The sequence below is a fragment of the Paenibacillus sp. FSL K6-0108 genome (assembly GCF_045040695.1).
GTDB classification, from domain to species: Bacteria; Bacillota; Bacilli; order Paenibacillales; family Paenibacillaceae; genus Paenibacillus; species Paenibacillus pabuli_B.
The window spans coordinates 6,695,956-6,720,201 of sequence record NZ_CP150288.1; the positions used below are offsets into that span (position 1 = coordinate 6,695,956).

A 24,246-nucleotide genomic window follows, 5' to 3' on the forward strand; every position below is an offset into this window, starting at 1 on the left:
ACAAATGCGTTCGCGTTCCATTCGGTCCGACACGGCTGTGTGGATGAATGGTTCAGCGGTTGTGGAACTGAAAATCATACACACTTTCCGTGATGTACCGATTTTCATTTCAGAGTTTATTCTCTGAAAACTAGATCCGAAACGAAATCTGCGACTTACAACTTGCATATTTGGATAAGCCCTCGACCGATTAGTACTGGTCAGCTCCATGCATTGCTGCACTTCCACCCCCAGCCTATCTACCTCGTCGTCTTCAAGGGGTCTTACATACTGGGAAATCTCATCTTGAGGGGGGCTTCACGCTTAGATGCTTTCAGCGCTTATCCCGTCCGTACATAGCTACCCAGCGGTGCTCCTGGCGGAACAACTGGTACACCAGCGGTACGTCCATCCCGGTCCTCTCGTACTAAGGACAGCTCCTCTCAAATTTCCTACGCCCACGACAGATAGGGACCGAACTGTCTCACGACGTTCTGAACCCAGCTCGCGTACCGCTTTAATGGGCGAACAGCCCAACCCTTGGGACCTACTTCAGCCCCAGGATGCGATGAGCCGACATCGAGGTGCCAAACCTCCCCGTCGATGTGGACTCTTGGGGGAGATAAGCCTGTTATCCCCAGGGTAGCTTTTATCCGTTGAGCGATGGCCCTTCCATGCGGTACCACCGGATCACTAAGCCCGACTTTCGTCCCTGCTCGACTTGTAGGTCTCGCAGTCAAGCTCCCTTATGCCTTTGCACTCTTCGAATGATTTCCAACCATTCTGAGGGAACCTTTGGGCGCCTCCGTTACTCTTTAGGAGGCGACCGCCCCAGTCAAACTGCCCACCTGACACTGTCCCCGCACCGGATTACGGTACCAGGTTAGAACCTAGATACGATCAGGGTGGTATCCCAACGGTGCCTCCACCGAAGCTGGCGCTCCGGCTTCAAAGGCTCCCACCTATCCTGTACAGATCGTACCCAAATTCAATATCAAGCTGCAGTAAAGCTCCATGGGGTCTTTCCGTCTTGTCGCGGGTAACCTGCATCTTCACAGGTATTAAAATTTCACCGGATCTCTCGTTGAGACAGCGCCCAAGTCGTTACGCCATTCGTGCGGGTCAGAATTTACCTGACAAGGAATTTCGCTACCTTAGGACCGTTATAGTTACGGCCGCCGTTTACTGGGGCTTCGGTTCACAGCTTCGGGATTACTCCCTAACCGCTCCCCTTAACCTTCCAGCACCGGGCAGGCGTCAGCCCGTATACTTCGCCTTACGGCTTCGCACAGACCTGTGTTTTTGCTAAACAGTCGCTTGGGCCTTTTCACTGCGGCCCCCTCGTGCTATTCACACTACCGGGGCACCCCTTCTCCCGAAGTTACGGGGTCATTTTGCCGAGTTCCTTAACGAGAGTTCTTCCGCGCGCCTTAGAATTCTCTTCTCGCCTACCTGTGTCGGTTTGCGGTACGGGCACCATCACCTGGCTAGAGGCTTTTCTTGGCAGTGTGAGATCATGACCTTCGCTACTATAATTTTCGCTCCCCATTACAGCCCAGCCTTAACGATGTGCGGATTTGCCTACACATCAGCCTCACTGCTTAGACGGACATCCATCAGTCCGCGTCACTACCCTGCTGCGTCCCCCCATTGCTCATAACGGCTTACGGTGGTACAGGAATTTCGACCTGTTGTCCTTCGACTACGCCTTTCGGCCTCGCCTTAGGTCCCGACTTACCCTGAGCGGACGAGCCTTCCTCAGGAACCCTTAGGCTTTCGGCGGATCAGATTCTCACTGATCTTTTCGTTACTCATACCGGCATTCTCACTTGTATAATGTCCAGCGCTCCTTACGGTACACCTTCAACCCTTATACAACGCTCCCCTACCCCTGATGCAAAGCATCAAGCCATAGCTTCGGTGGTGTGTTTAGCCCCGTTACATTTTCGGCGCAGAGTCACTCGACCAGTGAGCTATTACGCACTCTTTCAATGGTGGCTGCTTCTAAGCCAACATCCTGGTTGTCTGTGCAACTCCACATCCTTTCCCACTTAACACACACTTGGGGACCTTAGCTGATGGTCTGGGCTGTTTCCCTTTTGACAATGGATCTTAGCACTCACTGTCTGACTCCCGGAAGTAAGTCTATGGCATTCGGAGTTTGACTGAGCTTGGTAACCCTTGCGGGCCCCGCACCCAATCAGTGCTCTACCTCCACGACTCTGTTTTCCGAGGCTAGCCCTAAAGCTATTTCGGGGAGAACCAGCTATCTCCGAGTTCGATTGGAATTTCTCCGCTACCCCCACCTCATCCCCGCACTTTTCAACGTGCGTGGGTTCGGGCCTCCAGTGCGTGTTACCGCACCTTCACCCTGGACAGGGGTAGATCACCCGGTTTCGGGTCTACGTCCACGTACTCATTCGCCCTATTCAGACTCGCTTTCGCTGCGGCTCCGGCTCTTCACCTTAACCTTGCACGGGAACGTAACTCGCCGGTTCATTCTACAAAAGGCACGCCATCACCCCTAAAACGGGCTCTGACTTTTTGTAAGCACACGGTTTCAGGTTCTATTTCACTCCCCTTCCGGGGTGCTTTTCACCTTTCCCTCACGGTACTGCTTCACTATCGGTCGCTAGGAAGTATTTAGCCTTGGCAGATGGTCCTGCCGGATTCATACGGGGTTTCACGTGCCCCGCACTACTCGGGATCCGTCTCGGAGAGAGCCAACTTTCAACTACAGGGCTTTTACCTTCTTTGGCGGGCCTTTCCAGACCTCTTCGTTTAACCGGCTCCTTTGTAACTCCATGTGAGACGTCCCACAACCCCAGAGAGCAAGCTCTCTGGTTTGGGCTTCTCCGCGTTCGCTCGCCGCTACTGACGGAATCACTATTGTTTTCTCTTCCTCAGGGTACTTAGATGTTTCAGTTCCCCTGGTATGCCTCTACGTAACCTATGTATTCAGTTACGAGTAACTGGAAATTACCCCAGCTGGGTTTCCCCATTCGGACACCCCCGGATCAAAGCTTGCTTACAGCTCCCCGAGGCAGTTTCGTTGTTCGCCACGTCCTTCATCGGCTCCTAGCGCCTAGGCATCCTCCGTGTGCTCTTAGTAGCTTAACCAGTTGCTCCGGTTTCGATGGCTCGCTCCGCTTGTTTTGGACTACTTCCAAAGCCAAAAGTCGCTCCCCATTCGATACCATCGCAATAGCAGTCTACCTTATAAACACTTCACTTGTTTACACAAGATCAGCTTAAAGGAATGTTCTAATTCGCATATTTCGTTTCGATATCTAGTTTTCAAAGAACAAGCTAAATAGACGAAATTCTTTGGTGGAGCCAAGCGGGATCGAACCGCTGACCTCCTGCTTGCAAGGCAGGCGCTCTCCCAGCTGAGCTATGGCCCCTCAAATTCCATCAAAACTGAACAAATGGATATGTAACTGTGTTGCTGTTGCAGATCTAGTCTGCTATTTGAATGTTTCCACTCGGGAAACGATTCTCCATAGAAAGGAGGTGATCCAGCCGCACCTTCCGATACGGCTACCTTGTTACGACTTCACCCCAATCATCTATCCCACCTTCGGCGGCTGGCTCCTTGCGGTTACCCCACCGACTTCGGGTGTTATAAACTCTCGTGGTGTGACGGGCGGTGTGTACAAGACCCGGGAACGTATTCACCGCGGCATGCTGATCCGCGATTACTAGCAATTCCGACTTCATGCAGGCGAGTTGCAGCCTGCAATCCGAACTGAGACCGGCTTTTTAGGATTAGCTCCACCTCGCGGCTTCGCGGCCCGTTGTACCGGCCATTGTAGTACGTGTGTAGCCCAGGTCATAAGGGGCATGATGATTTGACGTCATCCCCACCTTCCTCCGGTTTGTCACCGGCAGTCACCTTAGAGTGCCCATCCGAAATGCTGGCAACTAAGATCAAGGGTTGCGCTCGTTGCGGGACTTAACCCAACATCTCACGACACGAGCTGACGACAACCATGCACCACCTGTCTCCTCTGTCCCGAAGGAAAGGTACATCTCTGTACCGGTCAGAGGGATGTCAAGACCTGGTAAGGTTCTTCGCGTTGCTTCGAATTAAACCACATACTCCACTGCTTGTGCGGGTCCCCGTCAATTCCTTTGAGTTTCAGTCTTGCGACCGTACTCCCCAGGCGGAGTGCTTAATGTGTTAACTTCGGCACCAAGGGTATCGAAACCCCTAACACCTAGCACTCATCGTTTACGGCGTGGACTACCAGGGTATCTAATCCTGTTTGCTCCCCACGCTTTCGCGCCTCAGCGTCAGTTACAGCCCAGAGAGTCGCCTTCGCCACTGGTGTTCCTCCACATATCTACGCATTTCACCGCTACACGTGGAATTCCACTCTCCTCTTCTGCACTCAAGTCACCCAGTTTCCAGTGCGATCCGGGGTTGAGCCCCGGGATTAAACACCAGACTTAAATGACCGCCTGCGCGCGCTTTACGCCCAATAATTCCGGACAACGCTTGCCCCCTACGTATTACCGCGGCTGCTGGCACGTAGTTAGCCGGGGCTTTCTTCTCAGGTACCGTCACCTTGAGAGCAGTTACTCTCTCAAGCGTTCTTCCCTGGCAACAGAGCTTTACGATCCGAAAACCTTCATCACTCACGCGGCATTGCTCCGTCAGGCTTTCGCCCATTGCGGAAGATTCCCTACTGCTGCCTCCCGTAGGAGTCTGGGCCGTGTCTCAGTCCCAGTGTGGCCGATCACCCTCTCAGGTCGGCTACGCATCGTCGCCTTGGTGAGCCGTTACCCCACCAACTAGCTAATGCGCCGCAGGCCCATCCCCAAGTGACAGATTGCTCCGTCTTTCCAGTTTCCTTCAGGCGAAGAAAACAACTATTCGGTATTAGCTACCGTTTCCGGTAGTTGTCCCAAACTTGAGGGCAGGTTGCCTACGTGTTACTCACCCGTCCGCCGCTAACCATCAGAGAAGCAAGCTTCTCTTCAAGTCCGCTCGACTTGCATGTATTAGGCATGCCGCCAGCGTTCGTCCTGAGCCAGGATCAAACTCTCCAATAAAGTATTGAAAAGAGCGATGAGCTCATTTTGAATCTGACGATTCATTATGAATCAAAAGTTACTATCCATTTGTTCAGTTTTCAAAGAACTTGTTGTCCGTTTGTGTTAATGCTTGTCAACCGGACAGGAATTTCATCTTATCATGTTGACTAACTTACTGTCAACTTTTTTTTGTCAGCGTTCAAAGCGTTTCGACAATCTTTCGTTTGAGGCGACAAGAAATAATATATCATGATCTAATTCATTTAGCAAGCACTTTATAATAACCTTAATATAAACGTTTGTTAACCCACCTCCCCGATAACTAAGAATCCTCTCAACAACATCAATCGAAAGATCAGCTCTATATACATACAGATTCTTCGGGTGACTGAATACATAAATTCTGATTACTATAAGTAGATGAGCACATCTACTTATGACAAATAGTATTAGATAACCCACTTAGAGGATACTTCTATATAAGAAGTGTTTTCCCTCCCCTTTTGATTCAAGTGATCCAAAGGCAATATAATACGGTATATATAATATAGAATGAGGATGTATACTCCGTTTAATTAGTTATGGCAATCATTTCTCAATGACACCTACACAAGCACCCGCTTTCTGATTACAATCGGCTTCATTTATATTGAAAGTGCACAGATGAATAACCTATATGGGGTGAACGCATATGAAGCAATGGCTGAAGAACATTCGAAAGGGTTACGGTAAAAAGCTTGTTTCCATTCATGCCTGGAATGCCTGGATTGTTGTCATCCTCGCGGTATCAGGTCTTATGTTGGTTGGTGGTTTCTGGCGTGAATTACTCGGGATTGGACGCGTATGGTTAAAGTGGCTACATATTATTGTCGGGTTAGCCATGCTGGCACCCGTGGTGTATTACTTACTTTTGGCGGGAAAGCACTGGAAACAACTTCGGAATAGGCCTTGGCAGAGAGCAAATACAATCGTTGTTCTTGCACTGCTGGTAGGGTGGCTGTTATCTGGTATTGTGTTGTGGCAGTTCAAGCTCGCTGGACCGAGATGGTCAAATGCCGCGCTTTTGATTCATGATTTGCTGACTTGGGTGGGCCTGCCTTATATTATCTACCACTCCATCACGCGAACGAGATGGTTAAAAGATCCTGCACGCCGTGCAGTAAAAGCAACAACAGTTGTCGCAGAAGGTCCTCCCCACCAATCAGAGAAACCTCAACCCGTGTATACACGGCGGGCATTTATTCGGTCTGCTGTAGGCGTCGGGCTAGCTGTGACTTTGGGACCTACTTTTATATCATGGGTTGGACGAAACCTCAATATAGACAACAGTATTGATAGCATGCTGGAGAACGATCCCAATCACATGGTACCCTTACCACAAGCATTGCCTGCTTCTTCACCACCGATGGGAGGCGGAGCCGAAGGTCATTTTCGTGTATATACAGTGACACCGATACCTTCCTTTTCCAATGCAAACTGGTCATTCAAGATTGATGGACTTGTCGAACGGGCGCAAGTATGGAACTGGGCGCAGTTTGTGAAGCTTGCACGTACCGTTCAAGTCAGTGATTTTCACTGCGTTACAGGCTGGTCTGTATACAAGAACACTTGGGAAGGCATACCTCTTAAGCAATTACTGACCCAAGCCGGAGTGAAACCCGAAGCGCACAGCGTCAAGTTCTATTCCGGAGATGGTGTATATACAGACGCCATTACAATGGATCAGGCACAGATGGAGGATATTATGATAGCTGTCATGCATGATGGCAAACCGATTCCAGCAGACCTGGGCGGTCCGGTACGTTTGGTCATTCCCCAGATGTATGCCTATAAGTCCGTCAAATGGCTGAATCGTATTGAACTGATTGACAGCGAACATATCGGCTATTGGGAAGAACGAGGATACGACAAGGATGCATGGCTTACTGGTGCTACTCAGGTACGTTCCTGATCTGAACCACTGATTCAAAATTACTACGAGATACAGTTAAGTTTAAATAAACGCGTAACTTAAAGACCCTCATTCCACTTAATCGTGGTATGGGGGTCTTTAAGTTATTTATTACTTACTTGGATAAACTGACAACTAAATCATAGCCTACCCCACACTCAGGATTTATCCTTGTGGATTCAAAAGACGTACAAGTTCGTCCTCATCCTCAATGGTAGGAATGCCGAGATCATGGGCTTTGGTCAGTTTGGAGCCAGCCTTCTCTCCGGCAATAACAAGGTCTGTCTTTTTGGAGACACTGCCCGTTACCTTCGCTCCTAGAGCTTCCAGCCGCTGCGTTGCCTCTTCGCGCGTGAGTTGGTGCAGCGTTCCGGTGAGCACGACCGTTTTGCCACTGAAGAAGGAATCTTCCACAATCGCTGCTGGTGCCTCAGGCGCTTGAGCTTTCACGCCCAAATTCAGCATCTTCTCGATGGCCGCCTGGGTAAACGGATCGGCAAAGAAATTCACAATGCTCTCGGCAACAATGCCGCCTACGTCCGGAAGTTCAACGAGCTCCTCTGCCGTTGCATTCATAATGGCATGCAGGTCACGGTAATGATCAGCCAGCATGCGTGTAGTTGATTTACCTGTATTCGGAATTCCCAGTGAGTACAGGAACGAAGCGAGGTCACGATCCTTGCTCTGCTCCAGGGCAGCAATAAGGTTGTTTGCCTTCTTTTCACCAAACCGTTCGAGCTTGACCAGATCATCAAATTGCAACGTATACAGGTCAGCCGGCTCACGCACGTTCAATTCATCGTACAGCTGAATCGCCGTTTTCTCGCTAAACGTCTCGATGTCCATTGCATCACGGGAAGCAAAATGAGAAATACGGGCCACCGTCTGCGGTTTGCACGCCAGTTTGTTGTTACAAAATAAATGCGCTCCACGCTGTTCCAGAGGAAATCCACATGCCGGACACTGCTCAGGGAATACAATCTCCTCGCCGTCACTTTCTTCAGTCACTTTACCCAAGATTTCAGGAATGACATCGTTGGAACGACGGATAAAGACACGTGTACCCAAGGCGAACTTCAAATTCTTACGCTCAATGTCACCCACGTTATTCAATGTACAGTTCTGTACCGTTACCCCAGCCAGCTCAACCGGTTCTACACGAGCAAGCGGAGTCACTTTGCCGGTACGACCCACATTCCAGACAACAGAGTTCAGAACGGTCGTGGTTTCTTCCGCCTCGAATTTGTACGCTACCGCCCAACGGGGGAACTTATCCGTGTAACCCAATACCTCACGGGTGCGCATGTCTGTAATTTTGATAACAGCTCCATCGATCAGGTAGTCCAGTTGACCACGGCTCTCTTGTATCGCTGCAAGCTGCTCCATCACATCATCAAACTCATGGAAATATGTAATGGATGGATTGACTTTGAATCGATTCTCACGGAGAAAGTCCATCATCTCCTGATGGTTGGCAAACTGAATATCACCCGAATAACCTACATTATAGAAATAGGCGTTCAACCGCCGTTCAGCTGTAGTCTTCGGATTCAAATTGCGCAGTGCTCCTGCTGCGGCATTCCGAGCGTTTTTGAGGGGCTCTGCTGCCGTTTCATTATATCGATTCAATACAGACAGGTTCATGATGCCTTCACCTTGGACTTCAATCGTACCGCCTGTATACGGGATTTTGAGCGGAACAGATTTAATCGTTCTAACCTGAGCCAAAATGCCCTCCCCTACAGTGCCGTTCCCACGCGTAGAGGCTTGAACCAACTCACCGTTTGTGTACGTTAGATTCAGGGTCAGACCGTCAAACTTCAGCTCAATGACATAACCCGGTTCGGGCAACGGATTATCCGGATTTTTGGTGTTGTAGTCATTAATTAGCTTGAGCACACGCGTATTCCAGTTTCGCAGCTGCTCTATATTCTGGGCTTTGTCCAAGCTCCACAATGCGGATAAATGGCGATGCGGTGTAAAGCCTTTGAGCAGTTCACCACCCACACGCTGTGTCGGAGAATCAGGTAAAACCATGCCACTCTCCTGTTCCAGCGTAACCAGTTCGTCGTACAGAAGATCATACTCCTTGTCGCTGATCTGCGGCTGATCCATCGTGTAGTACTGATAATTATGCTGGTTCAGCTCGTTAACAAGCTGCTCCATCCGGTGCATCGGGTCCATACAGGGCCATCCCTCCGTTATTATAATTTGAATCTATGTAGAACGAACACTCATATTGCATTGGAACTAAGATCATAGAACCAGCTTGTGCAACATGAATGTTTCGTTCTTAAATCTATTCTACTTTGGTAATGGGAGCAAAGCCTGCAAGCAGACGTTTTAGGCCCACCGGGGCCGGGAACGCGATCTGAAGCTCTGTGTCATTACCTGTACCTTTCACCCCAACAATCGTACCTGTTCCCCATTTGCCATGTTGTACTTTATCTCCGGCCTTGAACCCTGCTTCACCATTAGAAGCTGCGGGCTTGGAAACAGATGTTGGCGTAGCATATGCTGGGCGGGAAGTACTTGTAGTCACACGCGAAGTTGGTGTGGATGCGGTGGCAGAAGAACCACCTCTACTTTGTTGTTCAAAAAGCTTGGCCGAACTGCCGCCACCAAAGTTGCTCCCGCCACTGGCTCCCAGTCCACGGCCACCATATGATCCACCTGCGCTGCTGCCACGACGGTAGCGGTCACGAGCGATGGAGGTATCTTCTTTTAGCTCATCCGGAATTTCATCCAGGAAACGTGAAGGCGGGTTCGCTGTTGTGCGCCCGAACAAGGTCCGCATTTGCGCGCAAGACAGGAAGAGTTGTTCTTCAGCACGCGTGATGCCCACATAAGCCAATCTGCGCTCTTCCTCCAACTCCTCGTTGTCCATGAAGGCCCGGCTGTGCGGGAAAACCCCTTCCTCCATACCAATGATAAAGACGACGGGGAATTCCAGACCTTTGGCACTGTGCATCGTCATCAGGGTAACTGCGTCACTCTGATCCTCTTCATCATCGTTCATGCTGTCGATATCCGCAATCAATGCGAGATCGGTAAGGAAAGAAACGAGTGTTTTGTCTTCATTATTTTTCTCGAATTCCATCGTAACGGACAGGAACTCATCAATGTTCTCCAGTCGTGCACGGGATTCGAGTGTGTTTTCATTTTGCATCTCTAGTCGGTACTGGCTCATCTCGAGAATCTTCTCGGTCAGTTCGGTCACAGACAGATATTCTACCATCTGATGCAGCGCGGCAATCATGTCATAGAACTCCACCAGCGCATTCCGCGTTCGACCGGCAAAACCGAGATCATCCACGACCTGAAGCACACGGAATATTGAAATCCCCCGTTCTCCTGCCGCAGCTGCCAGTTTCGCAACTGTTGTATCCCCAATGCTGCGTTTCGGTACATTAATAATCCGAGTAAGGCTGATGTCATCATCAGGGTTGGAAAGCAGGCGAAGATACGCCAGAATGTCCTTAATCTCTTTACGATCATAGAACTTGATGCCGCCAACGATCTGATACGGAATATCAGACTTGATCAAAATTTCCTCTATAACCCGGGACTGGGCATTGGTACGGTACAAAATAGCGTGATTCTGATAAGATTTGCCGTTCTTCACGTTTTTACTAATCTCAGAGGTTACAAAATACCCCTCATCATGTTCGGAATCCGCACGGTACACCTTGATCTTGGAGCCACCCTCTTTGTCCGTCCACAGTTTTTTCGGTTTGCGTCCCGTATTCAGGCCGATTACCTCATTCGCTGCATTCAGGATATTCGAAGTGGAACGATAGTTTTGCTCCAGCAAGATGGTCTGTGCCTCCGGATAGTCTTTCTCAAAGTTCAGGATATTGCTGATATCCGCTCCACGCCAGCGATAGATCGATTGGTCACTATCCCCTACGACGCAGATCCGGTGATGACTGTCAGCCAGCATGCGGCACAGCATATACTGCGCACGGTTGGTATCCTGATACTCATCGACGTGGATGTATTGGAATTTCTTTTGGTAAAAGTCGAGAACTTCCGGCACCTCTTTGAACAGTTGAATAGTCGCCATGATGAGATCGTCAAAGTCGAGCGAGTTGTTGGCTCTGAGCCGTTTCTGGTACATCTTATATACCTTCGCCACAATGCCTTCAAAATAGTCAGCAGCCTGCTTCTCATATTGCTCCGGGCTGATCAGTTCATTCTTTGCCGTGCTCATCATCGATTGTACAGCTTTTGGTTCAAACTTCTTGGTGTCGATGTTCTGGTCTTTCATACAACTACGAATGACAGATAATTGGTCAGATGAGTCCAAAATGCTGAAATTGGAGGTGAATCCGATACGTTCAATGTCACGGCGCAAAATACGCACGCACATGGAGTGAAACGTGGATACCCAAATGTCACGACCCTGAGAGCCGCCAACGAGTTGGGATACCCGGTCTTGCATCTCGCGTGCTGCTTTGTTCGTAAAGGTAATAGCCAAAATACCCCACGGTGGTGCTTTTCGTGTTGCAATCAGATAGGCAATCCGGTGTGTAAGCACCCGGGTCTTGCCACTACCCGCTCCGGCCATTATTAGCAGCGGTCCATCCGTCGCTTCGACGGCTTGCCGTTGGGGGGTGTTAAGCCGTGCTACGGCATCATGTATATTTACAGGTTGCATGCATGCATGCTCCTTTCGTTGGTTGGTCGATAGAGCAGAATATTAGGTTACACTCGCCACTCCGATGACAGAATAATCTTCCGATCGCTGTTATTCCCGGATTTTTTGATTCACTTTTTCAAAGGTGGAAATCCGGTAATAAAGGCGAACGCTCCGCTTCTCCAGCTTATTTCTGTCCTCTTCGTTCTCATGTAAACGACATTGCGCTCATGTAACTTATTTAATTAGTAAGGTCAAAATTCTATTTTAACAGATCAAGAGGGGAAATTGGGGGAATGGTAAACTAAACCGATTAAACGGATTGTTTCACAGCTTGTACCGTCTCCAGCGCCTTGTTCAGATCACTGTACACAATGTTGCCAACCACTACGGTGTCTGCTACCTGAGCGGCCTGTCCAGCTTTGTCCGGACTATCAATCCCGCCGCCATAGATGAGATGCGTCTTGGTGAGTTGTCTATGTGTCTCTCCAACCAGTTCCATATCTCCAAACGTTCCGCTGTACTCCATGTATACGATAGGCAGGTTAAGCAGACGTTCCGCAGCCTGGGCGTAAGCAACTGCAGCATCCGTCGTCAATTCCGTATCCGCTCCGGTCATTCGGGCAACAGTAGAGTCAGCATTGAGGACTATATAGCCTTCTGCAATAAGCAGATCCCAAGGGATCAGATAACCGTAACGCTCAATAGCTTGCTGATGCTGTCCAATCATCCATTTGCTATCCGTCGCATTCAGCACCATCGGAATCAGATATCCGTCAAAACCGGGGACAACTGCCTCCAGATCGGATACTTCAAGCACACAGGGCAGCTCATAACGACGTACTCTGGACATCAGGTCCACCGTGTTGTCATAGGTAATTCCCGAAGACCCGCCAACAATAATAGCATCGGTTCCCGACATGCAGATCAGGTCAAGTGCTCCATCCGTAATTTCCCGGTCCGGGTCCAGCTTAAATACATGTCTCCACTGCTTAATCATGTCTATCAACGAACATTCCTCCAGAGGTTCTTCTGCATCCTAAAAAGCTTGTAAACTAAGTCTAAGTCAGCAGGGAGTGAGTGTCAATGTTCGTATAAAAAGGGGAACAAAAAATCACAGACTTTCCCCTGAAATTGCAGGAGAAGCCTGTCATTTTAATAAGGCAAGATCGTGAAGCTACAGAATTTAAGTCAGGTATAGACACAAGGTTCCACTACGAACATCCACATCATGGGTAGAGCTCAACATTCTTTCTAGGAGCACTGAATCCATTCGAATCACAGTATATTGTCTCAAGGCTTCCAGGCAAAACGTGTGTTCATCTCATCCAGTTCCTGCTCGGTCAATACATCCGAATACACGCCGTACACGCCCCATTTCTCATAGTTAGCCACCTGGTCGGTGTCATTAATGGTATGCACGTAGGTGACGGCTCCAGCCTGCTTCAGCTTGGCCACGAAATTCTGGTTTACTTTATATTCCGGCATGGTTACGGCATCGATGTCATTTTTTTGTACAAAATCAATCACCTGAGCTTCCGAATCCTGCGTAGCGTAAAGTGTATAAATAATCGAAGGAAAAGCATAAATTTCTTTCACGGTTTCGAGCATCGGCTCGTTATAGATCTGAACCACAACCCGATTAAGAATTGCAGGGTCATGTTTCTTGGCTGCGTCCACGAGTGATTTCAGTACCTGCTGAATATCCTCATCTTTCTGTTCTTTGGTATCGGTCACGATATACATGTCCGGGTACTTGGCCAACACATCCATAATGTCGTCCGCATCCATCGGTTGGTACATACCCAGAATGGGCGTATTCATAAATTCATCATGTGTCAGCGCCTCAGCCTGTTTGTCCTCCGGCAGCTCCTCATCCTGTCCCAGCATTTTGCTCATGTTGGCGGTCCATTCATGCCTTGCTACAGCTACACGATCGGATGTCAGCATAAAGTCGATCTCAAACACACGTGTGCCCTTCTCATAATTGGCAATCATCGCCTCATAGGCGTTCGTATAAGGCTGCTCACGGATACTGCCCATCGCATGGGCAATCAGTCGGTAGGCTGTAAACCCGTCGTGCTGCTCCTCACTTTGACTGTCATAGGCAAAAAAGAGTGTGCCCACGGTTACGATGAGTAGTGAAATGACTGCGGCAATCCGTTTCATATGGCGTTCACATCCTTAGTAGGGTGGTAGGGAAGAGAAAAAGAGTATGATTATGATGAGATGACGAAGCATGTGCGGTTTTTCCTTTTTGATAGCTAACTACCCTGATTGGAGAGGTGTAAAACAAAAAGCCGCCTGAAGGCGGCTGTTAAATGGTGCTATTATTTGTTACTCACAATGGTGGACAATCTAGCGTTTCAAGCCTAATAAGCATTCTTGAGACCATTTCGAATGGTTTCCCATATGATTTTGATATCAAATAATAAGGACCAGTTCTCAATATAAAAGATGTCCTGTTCGATCCGATCCTCGATAGAGGTATCTCCTCTTAGCCCTTTACTTTGCGCCAATCCGGTAATTCCTGGGCGGACATGATGTTTAATCATATACTTCGGGATTTCATCCCGGAATTGATTCACGTAGTATGGACGTTCCGGTCTTGGACCGACTACACTCATATGACCCAGCAGTACATTGAAAAATTGAGGCAATTCATCCAGACTCGTACGTCTTATAAATGTGCCAAAGGCCGTTCGGCGCGGATCATTCTTCGTTGACCAACCCGTGTCTATTGTGCCTTCAGGAATGACTTTCATGGAGCGGAATTTATACATCATGAAGTTGCGTCGGTTGAGCCCAACACGTTCCTGTTTGAAAATTACAGGACCGGATGACGTAATTCGTACGCCGAGTGCAACAACGACCATTACTGGGGAAGTCAGTATTATCGCAGCTAACGAAAAAACGATGTCGAACGCCCGCTTCATCAGTCTGTTCACCGCAATATCCAGCGGGATATCACGCACGTTGATCATAGGCATACCAGCGAAGTTATCAAAATGAGGACGGGCCGGTAAATAATCAAAGAAGTCTGGGATGATTAGCGTCCGCACTCCCGCCTTCTCACAGACATTAATAATGTGCGAGTACTTATCGTGAGCATCCAGGGGCAGCGCCAAAATGACTTCGTCTATGAACTGGTTGGACAAAAACTCTTCCAGTTGGTCAATACGACCGAGGATTGGTTTGTATCTCCCCTGTTCCGTCCGATCCCAGCGGCGGTAATCGTCCAGAAATCCGGTCACCTCATATCCAAGCTCAGGATAGTTTCGAAGGTTGTCATAAAATCTTTTGCCTAACGAACCTGCACCAAGAATCAGCACGAACTGGCGGTTAAATCCTTTTTTACGCAATCGTTTCAGTTGTAATTTCACAGCATAGCGATAAAACAATGTGAAAGATACGTTGCCAATCATGTACATGGCGAGATACGCACGAGAGATGTTTACTTCTTTGAAAAAGAACATCAGGCTCAGCAGCATGAAGAAGGCCACGCCATGAGATTGAACAATTCTCCAAAATTCGTCTGCAAAACGCTTTTTGCGCTTGGGCGTGTATAGAGAGGACATCATGCCAACGAAGATCGCAAGAACTCCGTAAATCAGACTCCATAACATGTATTTCTCTATAGGCAAGGGGCTCTGGTGTGTTAACAGATCACTTTCAAATTTCAGCCACCAGGCCAGCAGGAACGAAAGCTGGATCACGCCAAAGTCAGCCGCAATATACAGTTGGGTTAAAAATCGCTGATTACGCCGAATCATGGGTTCACCTCGGAAGAAGCTTCATTCTCCGCTCTCATGCGGGTTACAGTCTGCCCCGGGCGGGCAGGAAGAGACAGCTTGCTGCGCAGCAGGGACAACGAGAATTTGAGCGAGATGCCCATCCACACGGCTGCATTCGTAAACAGATTGTATTGCTTCGCATAATGTTTGCGGTGGAACACCCACATCGCTCTATGAAACTCATACGTAATTTTCAAAGGTTTGCGACGGGCACTGCCGCCCTTGTAGTGCACAATATATGTACGCGGATAATAAAAAATGCCCCAACCCGCCTCTTTGATGCGATAACACCAGTCGATATCTTCTCCATACATAAAAAACGTCTCATCCAACCCACCAACCTGCTCAATCGTCTCACGACGTACCAGCATGAACGCACCAACAAGACAGTCTACCGGATATTCATCGTCCGGGCTGAGATGTCCCAATTGGTACTGATTAAACTTCGGCTGATCCGGGAAGAGGCGAGAAATACCGAATGCGTAATAAAAGGATGCCGATGGCGTAGGAAATCCACGCTTGCATGCTTTATCCAGTGAGCCATCCGGGAGAATGACTTTGCAGCCCGATGCCCCCATCTCAGGATGACGGTCCATGAATCCAATCATTGTATGGAGGGTATCCTGCTGTACGATGGTATCGGTGTTCAGCAGTAAAATGTAGCGCCCCTTGGTTACCTTCATGCCTTGATTGTTCGCTTTAGCAAATCCTGTATTATCACGGTTAGCAATAAGTTGGACTTGAGGATATGCCTTTCGGATCGCTTGTACAGAGTCGTCTCGTGAAGCGTTGTCCACGACGATGATTTCGTAGCTGTATGACGTAATGGAGGCATAGACAGATTCCAGACAATCCAGTGTCAGCTGACGAGTATTGTAGTTAACGATGATGATGCTGGCGTCGACCATTTGAGATGCTTCCGTTGATTGTAAACCGACCGTCTGGACGGCTTCTGATACTCGGGTCATTTGTAAAACTCCTGACTTGTAGTGCTTTATATAATAAATCGATCTTGAATTAATAAAATAGGTTATGATGATACACCTATCATGGCTATTACCCACTTAACGTGAGTATAGCATATTTTGGATGGAGGAAGCAGATCGCAATGCATGCATTTTTTAGAGTTTGCCTGCAATAATAACAAATTTCAGAACAATATTATCCAGAAAAGACTGTCTGTAAAAGGGTGTCTTAAACGCATACCAGGTTCTATGAATAACTCTTTTTTCTAAGATATGAAGCAAGTTTCTCATTTCTTCAATTTGTGTATGGGTTAGGCGATCTTCATACATAGCAAGAAATAACCTAGCCTGACTACTTAAAATATAATGGTTGTTCCCGTTCACGAATCGATTCAAACGCTTACGCCATTTCTGAATCCATCCGTCACGCCCCCCACCAAGTACATTACCTTGATGCTGCCGATACTTTATACCTGGTTGTCCATCAAAGAGCACTTCACCGAATGAAGTAACATACAGATAAATCCACCAATCGTGCATAATCACCTGATTTACTTCGGACGGCAAACTGGCTCTGACTTGGTTAAACGTACTGTTATTCATAACCATCGTACACCCAACACACGAATTTTCCACTAATGCATTGTGTAGTTCAAGTGGTTTTTGAGGAACCTTAGGCCATACACCAATAGCGTTTAAGTGCTGGTCCACCATCTGCGTTGAAGAACAATAGAGTAATGGAATTGCTACACTTCTGGTCTGAAGGAATGTAACTGCTCGAATGAGCTTATCTCGTTCCCACACATCATCCTGATCGCAAAAAGCGTAATAGTCAAACGTGGATGGTGAAGAACGCATCAATTCAAAGAAACTGCGAATGACCCCCAGATTCTGCTCCGAACGAATATGAATCCGGTCCGGGTATGCTTCAATATATGGTGTCAACTTCTCTATTGTACCGTCTGTAGAGCCGTCGTCTCTTATATAAATTTGAGTCTCCACATTTACTTGGGCCATCAAGCTGTCCATCTGCTCATTGATATAGTCCTCACCATTGTAGGTGGACATCATAATTAATACCTTGGGTTGTTTCACATCGCACCTCTTTGTTAAATAGGGTTACGTCTTTCTCCTAATAGAGATTTTCTCTATTATAAACGAAATCTCCCGCTCATAAGTTACTGGGCGGGAGATTTAAAATACTCAATTCTGCTCTATGTGTATTTCTTTCAAGAAATCGCGCAATCCTTCTCGCCAAGGTCTAAGGTCTTTTAAACGATTGGTACGGATTGACAGATGCTCCATCACTGAGTTTTGTGGGCGCGGGGCAGGACGAGGAAACTGATCTGTAGCACAAGGATCAACTTCAGCTTGAATATGGAAACCAGGTAATAACTGAGCCTCTTCAAAAATGGCTTGAGTAAACTCATACCATGTACATGCCCCACTGTTGGAAGCGTGGTAGACGCCGTATTTTTCTGTACTCATTAATTCAAGCAAAAAATGGGCCAAATCAACTGTATACGTAGGTGATCCCTTCTGGTCGTGTACAACTTGAAGCTTGGGTTTCTCCTGACCAAGTTTCAACATGGTTTTAACAAAATTATTTCCGTAAACGCCATACACCCACGAAGTGCGGACAATAAACCATCGTGAAGATAACGATTGTACCAGCACCTCTCCGGCGCGCTTGGATTTGCCATAGATACTTTGCGGATTGGTGTTATCATATTCCTGGTAAGGTACTTCGGAGGTACCGTCGAATACATAATCCGTACTGATATAGATGAGCTTGGCTCCAGTCTGCTCAGCAGCTACTGCAATATTTCGAGTTCCTGTGGCATTGACTTGATATGCTCCGTCTACATCCGTCTCGGCGGCATCCACCGCGGTATAAGCCGCACAATGGATGACCACCTCTGGATGATATGTCGATATAACATTGTTGCATTCATGCTGATCCGTAATGTCCAATTCATCGCGAGCACAAGCCAGAACGGAATGCCCCTCTTTTTCCAAAAGAAGCACCACATCGCGCCCCAGCTGTCCGTTGGATCCAGTCACAAGGACCTTCATGCCTTTGTGTCTCCCAAACGAGAACCGTATTGCTTCTCATAGTAATCCTGATAGTCGCCCGATTGGATACGCGTCCACCATTCCTTATTATCGAGATACCACTGGATGGTTTCCTTAATTCCCGTCTCAAAGTTATGCTTGGGCTTCCAGCCGAGTTCGGTCATCGTTTTGGTTGGGTCGATACCATATCTGCGATCATGTCCAGGTCGATCCTGTACGTATTGGATCAGAGATTCGGGTTTACCAAGCTGCTCCAAGATGGTTTGGACAATGTGTACGTTGGTTCGTTCGTTATTGCCACCAATATTATACACCTCGCCATTGCGTCCCTGGTGAATAACCAGATCAATCGCACTGCAATGATCCTCTACATATAGCCAATCTCGAATGTTCAGCCCGTCTCCATATACAGGGAGAGCTTCATCATTCAACGCACGTGAGATCATGAGTGGAATAAGTTTTTCCGGGAACTGGAACGGTCCATAGTTGTTGGAACAGCGTGTAATATTTACAGGAAGACCAAAGGTTTCGTGATAAGCACGTACCAATAAATCTCCTCCAGCCTTGGAGGCGGAGTACGGGCTATTGGGCTGAAGTGGGGTCTCTTCCGTAAACAATCCTGTAGGTCCAAGAGAGCCGTACACCTCATCCGTTGAAACTTGAACAAACTTGGTCACATTATGCTTCTTGGAAGCATCAAGTAATACCTGAGTACCATTGACGTTCGTTCTCACAAACACATCCGGTTCCAGGATACTACGATCCACATGAGATTCGGCAGCAAAGTTAACCACCACATCCACACCCTGACCGATCAAGCGTTCCATCTCCTTGGCATCAGTGATATCTGCTTTGACGAAGGTATGCCTTTTGTTGTCTTCAAGCGACTTCAAGTTCTCCAGATTGCCCGCATACGTGAGGGCATCTACGTTGATAATCTCATAGTCTGGGTACTGCTCAAGCATATACATAACAAAGTTACTTCCAATAAATCCGGCACCGCCGGTAACGAGCAGTTTCATATGTTGGAAACCTCCTAATTACTTCACTTCAAAATTGAAATTGATTTCCGCATCCTTCAGCAGCGGGTGCCTTTGGTCCTTATCTGATAAGGTCGGATTCGATGTGGGCCAGTCAATTCCAAGTGCCGAGTCACTCCATAATATGCCTCGATCGTTCTCCGGGGAATAGTATTCGTCTACTTTGTACAAGACTTGGGTGTTCGGGACCAACGTACAAAAGCCGTGGGCGAATCCTTTAGGTACCAGCAGCTGACGGTGATTGTGCTCACTTAGGATGAAGCCCTCCCATTCACCAAAAGTTGGTGAGCTATGGCGAATGTCTACGATGACATCATAGATTGCACCGGATATGACACGAATCAGCTTCGTTTGCGATTTAGGACTGAGTTGATAATGCAAACCTCGCAATACGCCCGGCTGGGCAGACAAAGATTGGTTATCCTGAATGAAATGAGAATGGAGTCCGTGCTTCTTCATAAGCTGGTCGTTGTAGCTTTCCATAAAAAAACCCCGGTGATCTCCGTGAACCACCGGTTCGAGCAGAACAGCCCCCTGTAACTTTGAGGAAGTCACTTTCATCACTGAGCTCCCCTTTATAGTTTTAATTTTCCAAACTCTTCTCCAAAAACAATCCCTTGAGATAGCTCGTTTGCTCTGGCTAGAGAAGCATGAGTCCCTGCATCTGTCCACCAGCCTTGCAATATATCAAAAGTCAGCTGCTCATTTTGAATATATGCATTGTTCACATCTGTTATTTCAAGTTCTCCTCGTGCCGATGGTCTCAATGTTTTAATAATATCAAATACCTGGCTATCAAACATATATATTCCAGTTACAGCATAATTGCTTTTAGGCTGTTGCGGCTTCTCTTCGATCGATATAATACGTGAACCTTCGATCTCGGGGACTCCAAATCGTTGGGGGTCGGATACTTTTTGAATTAGTATTTTGGCCCCGGTGCCTTGAATTCGAAAATTCTCAACATAGGGGGCAATATCATCAGAAAATACGTTATCCCCCAAAATGACCACCATTTGGTCTTCACCTACAAAATGTTCAGCAAGATCAAGAGCTTGTGCGATCCCACCCGCCTCATCCTGCACTTTATATGTGAAAGTAACACCCATGTCACTTCCACTTCCAAGCAAGTTGACTACATCTCCCATATGTTCTTTCCCTGTAACGATCAAGATATCTTTTATACCTGCTCGCTTAAGCTTGTATACAGAATGGAAAATCATAGGATACTTCCCTACAGGGAGAAGATGTTTATTGGTAACTTTAGTCAAGGGATACAAACGTGAGCCTGTACCGCCTGCTAGAATTATACCTTTCATAAGTATAGCCTCCATTATTTGCTTTTTATAATCGTTTTGGTTAAGAGAAAGGTGATCGGAACTGTAATGATCATGGCAACTAAAGGCACGATTTGAACATATAATTGCAAGTACTCAACTAAAATATAGAGAAGCAGTAAATTGACTAGGTATTGTACCAAATAAACAATTGGGAATTTAAGGAATTTAATGAATGATACTTTTTCTTTAAAAACAAATACCGAGTTCAGATAATAGGATAAAAATATGCCTATTGCATAAGATACGGAGTAAGATAAGGAATAATTAAAGAACAGAAGCAAAAGTAAATACATCAGGTATGTGACCAACGTATTTATTCCTCCACTGATCACAAATTTCAGAAATTCCTTATTCAAATTTTTCGTCAATAACATAGGAAGGCCGTTTCCTGCTTTCATCCAGAATCCTCCAAAGGTATTCTCCAATAATCCCTAGCATTACCATTATGATACCTAGCAAAAAAGTGATTAATGCAATAATTGTGGTCCATCCTTGTAATTCAATGATTCCAAATAACGTACTTATTACTACAAAAACGCCATATAATATGCTAAGTATGGCCGTAGAAAATCCTATCATAGACATAAAACGGATAGGCGCATAAGAAAAGCTTACAAATGAGTCTACAAATAACTTTACTTTTTTCGCAAGCGTCCATCTTGATTTACCTAATTTCCGCTCTTGTCTAATATAGGGAATTTGAGCTTGATCATGCCCCAGCCAGAAAATCAGGCTCATCACATTTGTGTTTTTCTCTTCAATGTGAAGAATTTCCTGAACAACCTGCCGATCAATTAATAAAAAATCAAATCCACCTTTCGGATAATCCTTTAAGGCAAGTTTCTCCAGAAAGTAATAATACGTATTTGAAAATAACTTCTGAGAAAACGATTCTTCCCGATCCGCTCTAGTTCCAAGCACAATCTTTTTACCTGTTTTCCAGTAATCCAGCATTTCCCTAAACATCTCAGGTGGATCTTGCAAATCAGCCGCAATAACCCCAACACATTCTCCAGTTGTATATTTAAGTCCGGCTTGAATAGCCGACATGGAGCCAAAGTTACGACTAAGTTTTATCACTTTAATTCTTGAATCTTGCTTCCTCGCTTCAAGCAGTAACTCCAAAGATTTATCTTTTGACCCATCATCAACAAATACAAATTCCAAATCACACTCAGGCATAAGATTTTGCAGTTTTTGCAGTCGCGGTATAGTGAAGGGAATATTTAACTCATTGTAGTAAATGGGCACAACAATAGAGAATTTAATTCGTTCTGTACTCATTTACAACCTCCACAACTCTCTTGATATCCTCCATTTCCATAACTGGACTGATGGGAAGACTAACCACTTCAGCATGTATTCTCTCAGATATAGGGAATACAAGATCGTTCCATTCCTTATAGGCTTCCTGCTTATGAGGAGGAATCGGATAATGAATCATAGTCTGTACATTATTCCTGTTCATGTATTCTATAAAGTGATTCCGATGGTTTACGCGAATTACAAAAAGATGCCACACATGAGATTCAGGACCAGACTGTACAGTAGGTAGAGCAATGCTTGAGTTAGTAATATTATTTAGGTAATATAAAGAAATTTCTCTCCTACGTTCATTATCCTGATCAAGCCATTTTAATTTTTCACTCAAGATGGGAGCTTGAATCTCATCCAGTCTGCTGTTGTATCCCTTATATAAATTTTCATATTTTTTATGAGAACCATAATTCCGAAGAGCGTTTAGTTTATTAAACAAAGTCCCATCATTTGTTGTGATTGCTCCACCATCCCCAAGCGCGCCTAAATTTTTACCTGGATAAAAACTAAAGGCAGCTGCATCTCCGAGATTTCCAACCCTTTGATCGTTATACATTGCTCCGTGTGCCTGGGCACAATCTTCTATAATTTTCAATTCATAACGATTTGCAATTTCTCGAATAGGATTCATATCACAGGATTGTCCATACAAATGAACTACTAAAATTGCTTTTGTTTTTGAAGTGATATGTTCTTCTATTTTAGAGGGATCCAGATTGTACGTTAGCAAGTCAGGCTCTACTAAAATGGGAGTAGCGCCGGTGGCGGAAATTGATAATATAGAAGCAATGTAGGTATTGGAAGGCACGATCACCTCATCACCAGGTCCAATGTTGTAAGCATGAATAATAAGTTCAAGAGCATCCAAGCCATTGGCAACACCTACACAATATTGAGTACCACAATATTCAGCAAACTTACTCTCAAAAACTGTCACGTTATTGCCTAAAATGTACCAACCTGAATGAAGAACTTTATGTACTCCGTCCAAAATGGCTTCTTCGTGCCGCAAATTAATTTTTTTAAGGTCCAAAAAAGGAATCAACTTTGCCACCTATTTTCTATAGAATTTTAATCTTCTACAATGAAGCCATCTTCCAAAGAGTACTTCTTTTGACATTCTGAACATTTCAATATTTTGTTTAATTTTTCTCCACAATTACAAATATAACTTCTGAACACTGCTGGATTTCCATACCATAAAGTATTATTAGGAATATTTTTTGTAACAACAGAACCAGCTCCAACCATGGCATACTTACCAACAGTATTTCCAGCTATTATAGTAGAGTTTGCTCCTATAGATGCCCATTCCTCAAGAATTGTTTGAAGAAATTCGGGCGGGTACTGTTTAGATCGAGGTCTAAGATCATTAGTGAAAGTTACATTAGGTCCTATAAAAACGTTGTCCTGTATAGTAACTCCATCCCAAATATAAACTCCTGATTTTACCGTAACATTATTTCCTATAGTTACATCATTTTCAATAAAAGTATGGTCGTTAATATTACAATTAGAACCAATCTTAGCTTTGGGCAAAACATGAGCAAATGCCCATATCCGCGAATCGGCACCGATATCTTTGGTTTCAACAATAGCCTGAGAATGAACGAAATATTTATTCAACCACCATACACCTCCAAAAACCGATTATAATCTCGAATATAATCCTCAGAATCATACAAATGTGAAGCCAAAACTAAAAGTACACAATCGTCTGAGAAATCATACATTTCATGCCAATCATTAGGTTCGAGTATAAGAATCTTAGTGGGAGAATCCAGCAACACGTCTGTTTTTCTGATTGTATTGTCCAAGTATACTTTACACGAGCCTGACACACATACTAATGCCTGTCGTGTTTTATAGTGTGCATGAAATCCTCTGCGCACCCCATGTAACGTCTTATAAATATAAAAAACGCGATTAATTTCAAATGGTAACCACTTATTTTGTTCTAACACAGCTAAAAATCCTCTTTCATCACCGAACTCACTTATCTCCACAATTTTACTATGGCTAGCCAACATACACATCCACTCCGTATTAATTTAGTATTTGAAAATCTAATCTATATTCCGTTACAAAGCCTAACTAGCATCACT

Annotated in this window: 17 protein-coding genes, 1 tRNA gene and 2 rRNA genes; 1 reads left to right on the forward strand and 19 read right to left on the reverse strand. The window is 46.1% G+C overall.

All coding sequences use genetic code 11. The features are described 5' to 3' along the window. Positions 1-170: 170 nt before the first annotated feature. The 3 genes from MHB49_RS30625 to MHB49_RS30635 form a co-directional block, all read right to left on the reverse strand. Positions 171-3,099: ribosomal RNA gene (locus MHB49_RS30625) — 23S ribosomal RNA — on the reverse strand. Between the two features lie 208 nt (positions 3,100-3,307). Beyond that, positions 3,308-3,383 (reverse strand) — tRNA-Ala (locus MHB49_RS30630). Positions 3,384-3,485: 102 nt separating this feature from the next. Beyond that, positions 3,486-5,037 (reverse strand): 16S ribosomal RNA (locus MHB49_RS30635). Together the 16S and 23S rRNA genes with 1 tRNA gene alongside form the textbook arrangement of a ribosomal RNA operon. 673 nt (positions 5,038-5,710) lie before the next feature. Here MHB49_RS30635 and MHB49_RS30640 point away from each other — a divergent pair. Further along, positions 5,711-6,970: a molybdopterin-dependent oxidoreductase gene (locus MHB49_RS30640; RefSeq protein ID WP_405154075.1), complete on the forward strand. Its 1,260-nt coding sequence runs from the start codon at positions 5,711-5,713 to the stop codon at positions 6,968-6,970. A gap of 165 nt (positions 6,971-7,135) precedes the next feature. Here the strand turns inward: MHB49_RS30640 and ligA are convergent, their stop codons facing one another. The 16 genes from ligA to MHB49_RS30720 form a co-directional block, all read right to left on the reverse strand. Further along, the gene (gene ligA / locus MHB49_RS30645) at positions 7,136-9,154 is read right to left on the reverse strand and encodes an NAD-dependent DNA ligase LigA (RefSeq protein ID WP_405154076.1); all 2,019 of its coding nucleotides are present in this window, start codon (positions 9,152-9,154) and stop codon (positions 7,136-7,138) included. A 115-nt stretch (positions 9,155-9,269) separates the two neighbouring features. Next, on the reverse strand, positions 9,270-11,630 hold the full coding sequence (pcrA, locus tag MHB49_RS30650; protein ID WP_405154077.1) for a DNA helicase PcrA: 2,361 nt from the start codon (positions 11,628-11,630) through the stop codon (positions 9,270-9,272). A gap of 292 nt (positions 11,631-11,922) precedes the next feature. Next, positions 11,923-12,609 (reverse strand): heptaprenylglyceryl phosphate synthase, encoded by a 687-nt coding sequence (locus tag MHB49_RS30655; RefSeq protein ID WP_405157275.1) that lies wholly within the window; start codon positions 12,607-12,609, stop codon positions 11,923-11,925. A gap of 293 nt (positions 12,610-12,902) precedes the next feature. Next, positions 12,903-13,778, reverse strand: coding sequence for a phosphatidylinositol-specific phospholipase C/glycerophosphodiester phosphodiesterase family protein (locus MHB49_RS30660; RefSeq protein ID WP_405154078.1), 876 nt, complete (start codon positions 13,776-13,778; stop codon positions 12,903-12,905). Between the two features lie 203 nt (positions 13,779-13,981). After that, complete coding sequence (locus MHB49_RS30665) at positions 13,982-15,382, reverse strand: undecaprenyl-phosphate glucose phosphotransferase (RefSeq protein ID WP_405154079.1); 1,401 nt, start codon at positions 15,380-15,382, stop codon at positions 13,982-13,984. After that, complete coding sequence (locus tag MHB49_RS30670) at positions 15,379-16,311, reverse strand: glycosyltransferase family 2 protein (RefSeq protein ID WP_405157276.1); 933 nt, start codon at positions 16,309-16,311, stop codon at positions 15,379-15,381. The genes MHB49_RS30665 and MHB49_RS30670 overlap by 4 nt, the downstream gene beginning before the upstream one ends. 213 nt (positions 16,312-16,524) lie before the next feature. Then, positions 16,525-17,463, reverse strand: a complete 939-nt coding sequence (locus tag MHB49_RS30675; RefSeq protein WP_405154080.1) for a glycosyltransferase family 2 protein — start codon at positions 17,461-17,463, stop codon at positions 16,525-16,527. 108 nt (positions 17,464-17,571) lie between these two features. After that, a complete protein-coding gene (gene rfbD / locus MHB49_RS30680) occupies positions 17,572-18,444 on the reverse strand; it encodes a dTDP-4-dehydrorhamnose reductase (protein ID WP_405154081.1) in 873 nt (290 codons plus the stop codon). Next, positions 18,441-19,466 carry a dTDP-glucose 4,6-dehydratase gene (gene rfbB, locus MHB49_RS30685; protein WP_405154082.1) on the reverse strand — a complete coding sequence of 342 codons (1,026 nt, stop codon included), beginning with the start codon at positions 19,464-19,466 and terminating at the stop codon, positions 18,441-18,443. The genes rfbD and rfbB overlap by 4 nt, the downstream gene beginning before the upstream one ends. Positions 19,467-19,484: 18 nt before the next feature. Then, positions 19,485-20,045 (reverse strand): dTDP-4-dehydrorhamnose 3,5-epimerase, encoded by a 561-nt coding sequence (rfbC, locus tag MHB49_RS30690; RefSeq protein WP_405154083.1) that lies wholly within the window; start codon positions 20,043-20,045, stop codon positions 19,485-19,487. Between the two features lie 14 nt (positions 20,046-20,059). Continuing rightward, complete coding sequence (locus MHB49_RS30695) at positions 20,060-20,803, reverse strand: sugar phosphate nucleotidyltransferase (RefSeq protein ID WP_405154084.1); 744 nt, start codon at positions 20,801-20,803, stop codon at positions 20,060-20,062. Between the two features lie 14 nt (positions 20,804-20,817). Beyond that, on the reverse strand, positions 20,818-21,222 hold the full coding sequence (locus tag MHB49_RS30700) for a GtrA family protein (protein WP_405154085.1): 405 nt from the start codon (positions 21,220-21,222) through the stop codon (positions 20,818-20,820). Further along, positions 21,173-22,108: a glycosyltransferase family 2 protein gene (locus tag MHB49_RS30705; RefSeq protein ID WP_405154086.1), complete on the reverse strand. Its 936-nt coding sequence runs from the start codon at positions 22,106-22,108 to the stop codon at positions 21,173-21,175. The genes MHB49_RS30700 and MHB49_RS30705 overlap by 50 nt, the downstream gene beginning before the upstream one ends. Then, positions 22,089-23,195: a DegT/DnrJ/EryC1/StrS family aminotransferase gene (locus MHB49_RS30710; RefSeq protein ID WP_405154087.1), complete on the reverse strand. Its 1,107-nt coding sequence runs from the start codon at positions 23,193-23,195 to the stop codon at positions 22,089-22,091. Before MHB49_RS30710 ends, MHB49_RS30705 begins: the two co-directional genes overlap by 20 nt. Before the next feature lie 17 nt (positions 23,196-23,212). Further along, a complete protein-coding gene (locus MHB49_RS30715; RefSeq protein WP_405154088.1) occupies positions 23,213-23,767 on the reverse strand; it encodes an acyltransferase in 555 nt (184 codons plus the stop codon). After that, complete coding sequence (locus tag MHB49_RS30720; RefSeq protein ID WP_405154089.1) at positions 23,764-24,171, reverse strand: sugar 3,4-ketoisomerase; 408 nt, start codon at positions 24,169-24,171, stop codon at positions 23,764-23,766. The genes MHB49_RS30715 and MHB49_RS30720 overlap by 4 nt, the downstream gene beginning before the upstream one ends. Positions 24,172-24,246: the final 75 nt, after the last annotated feature.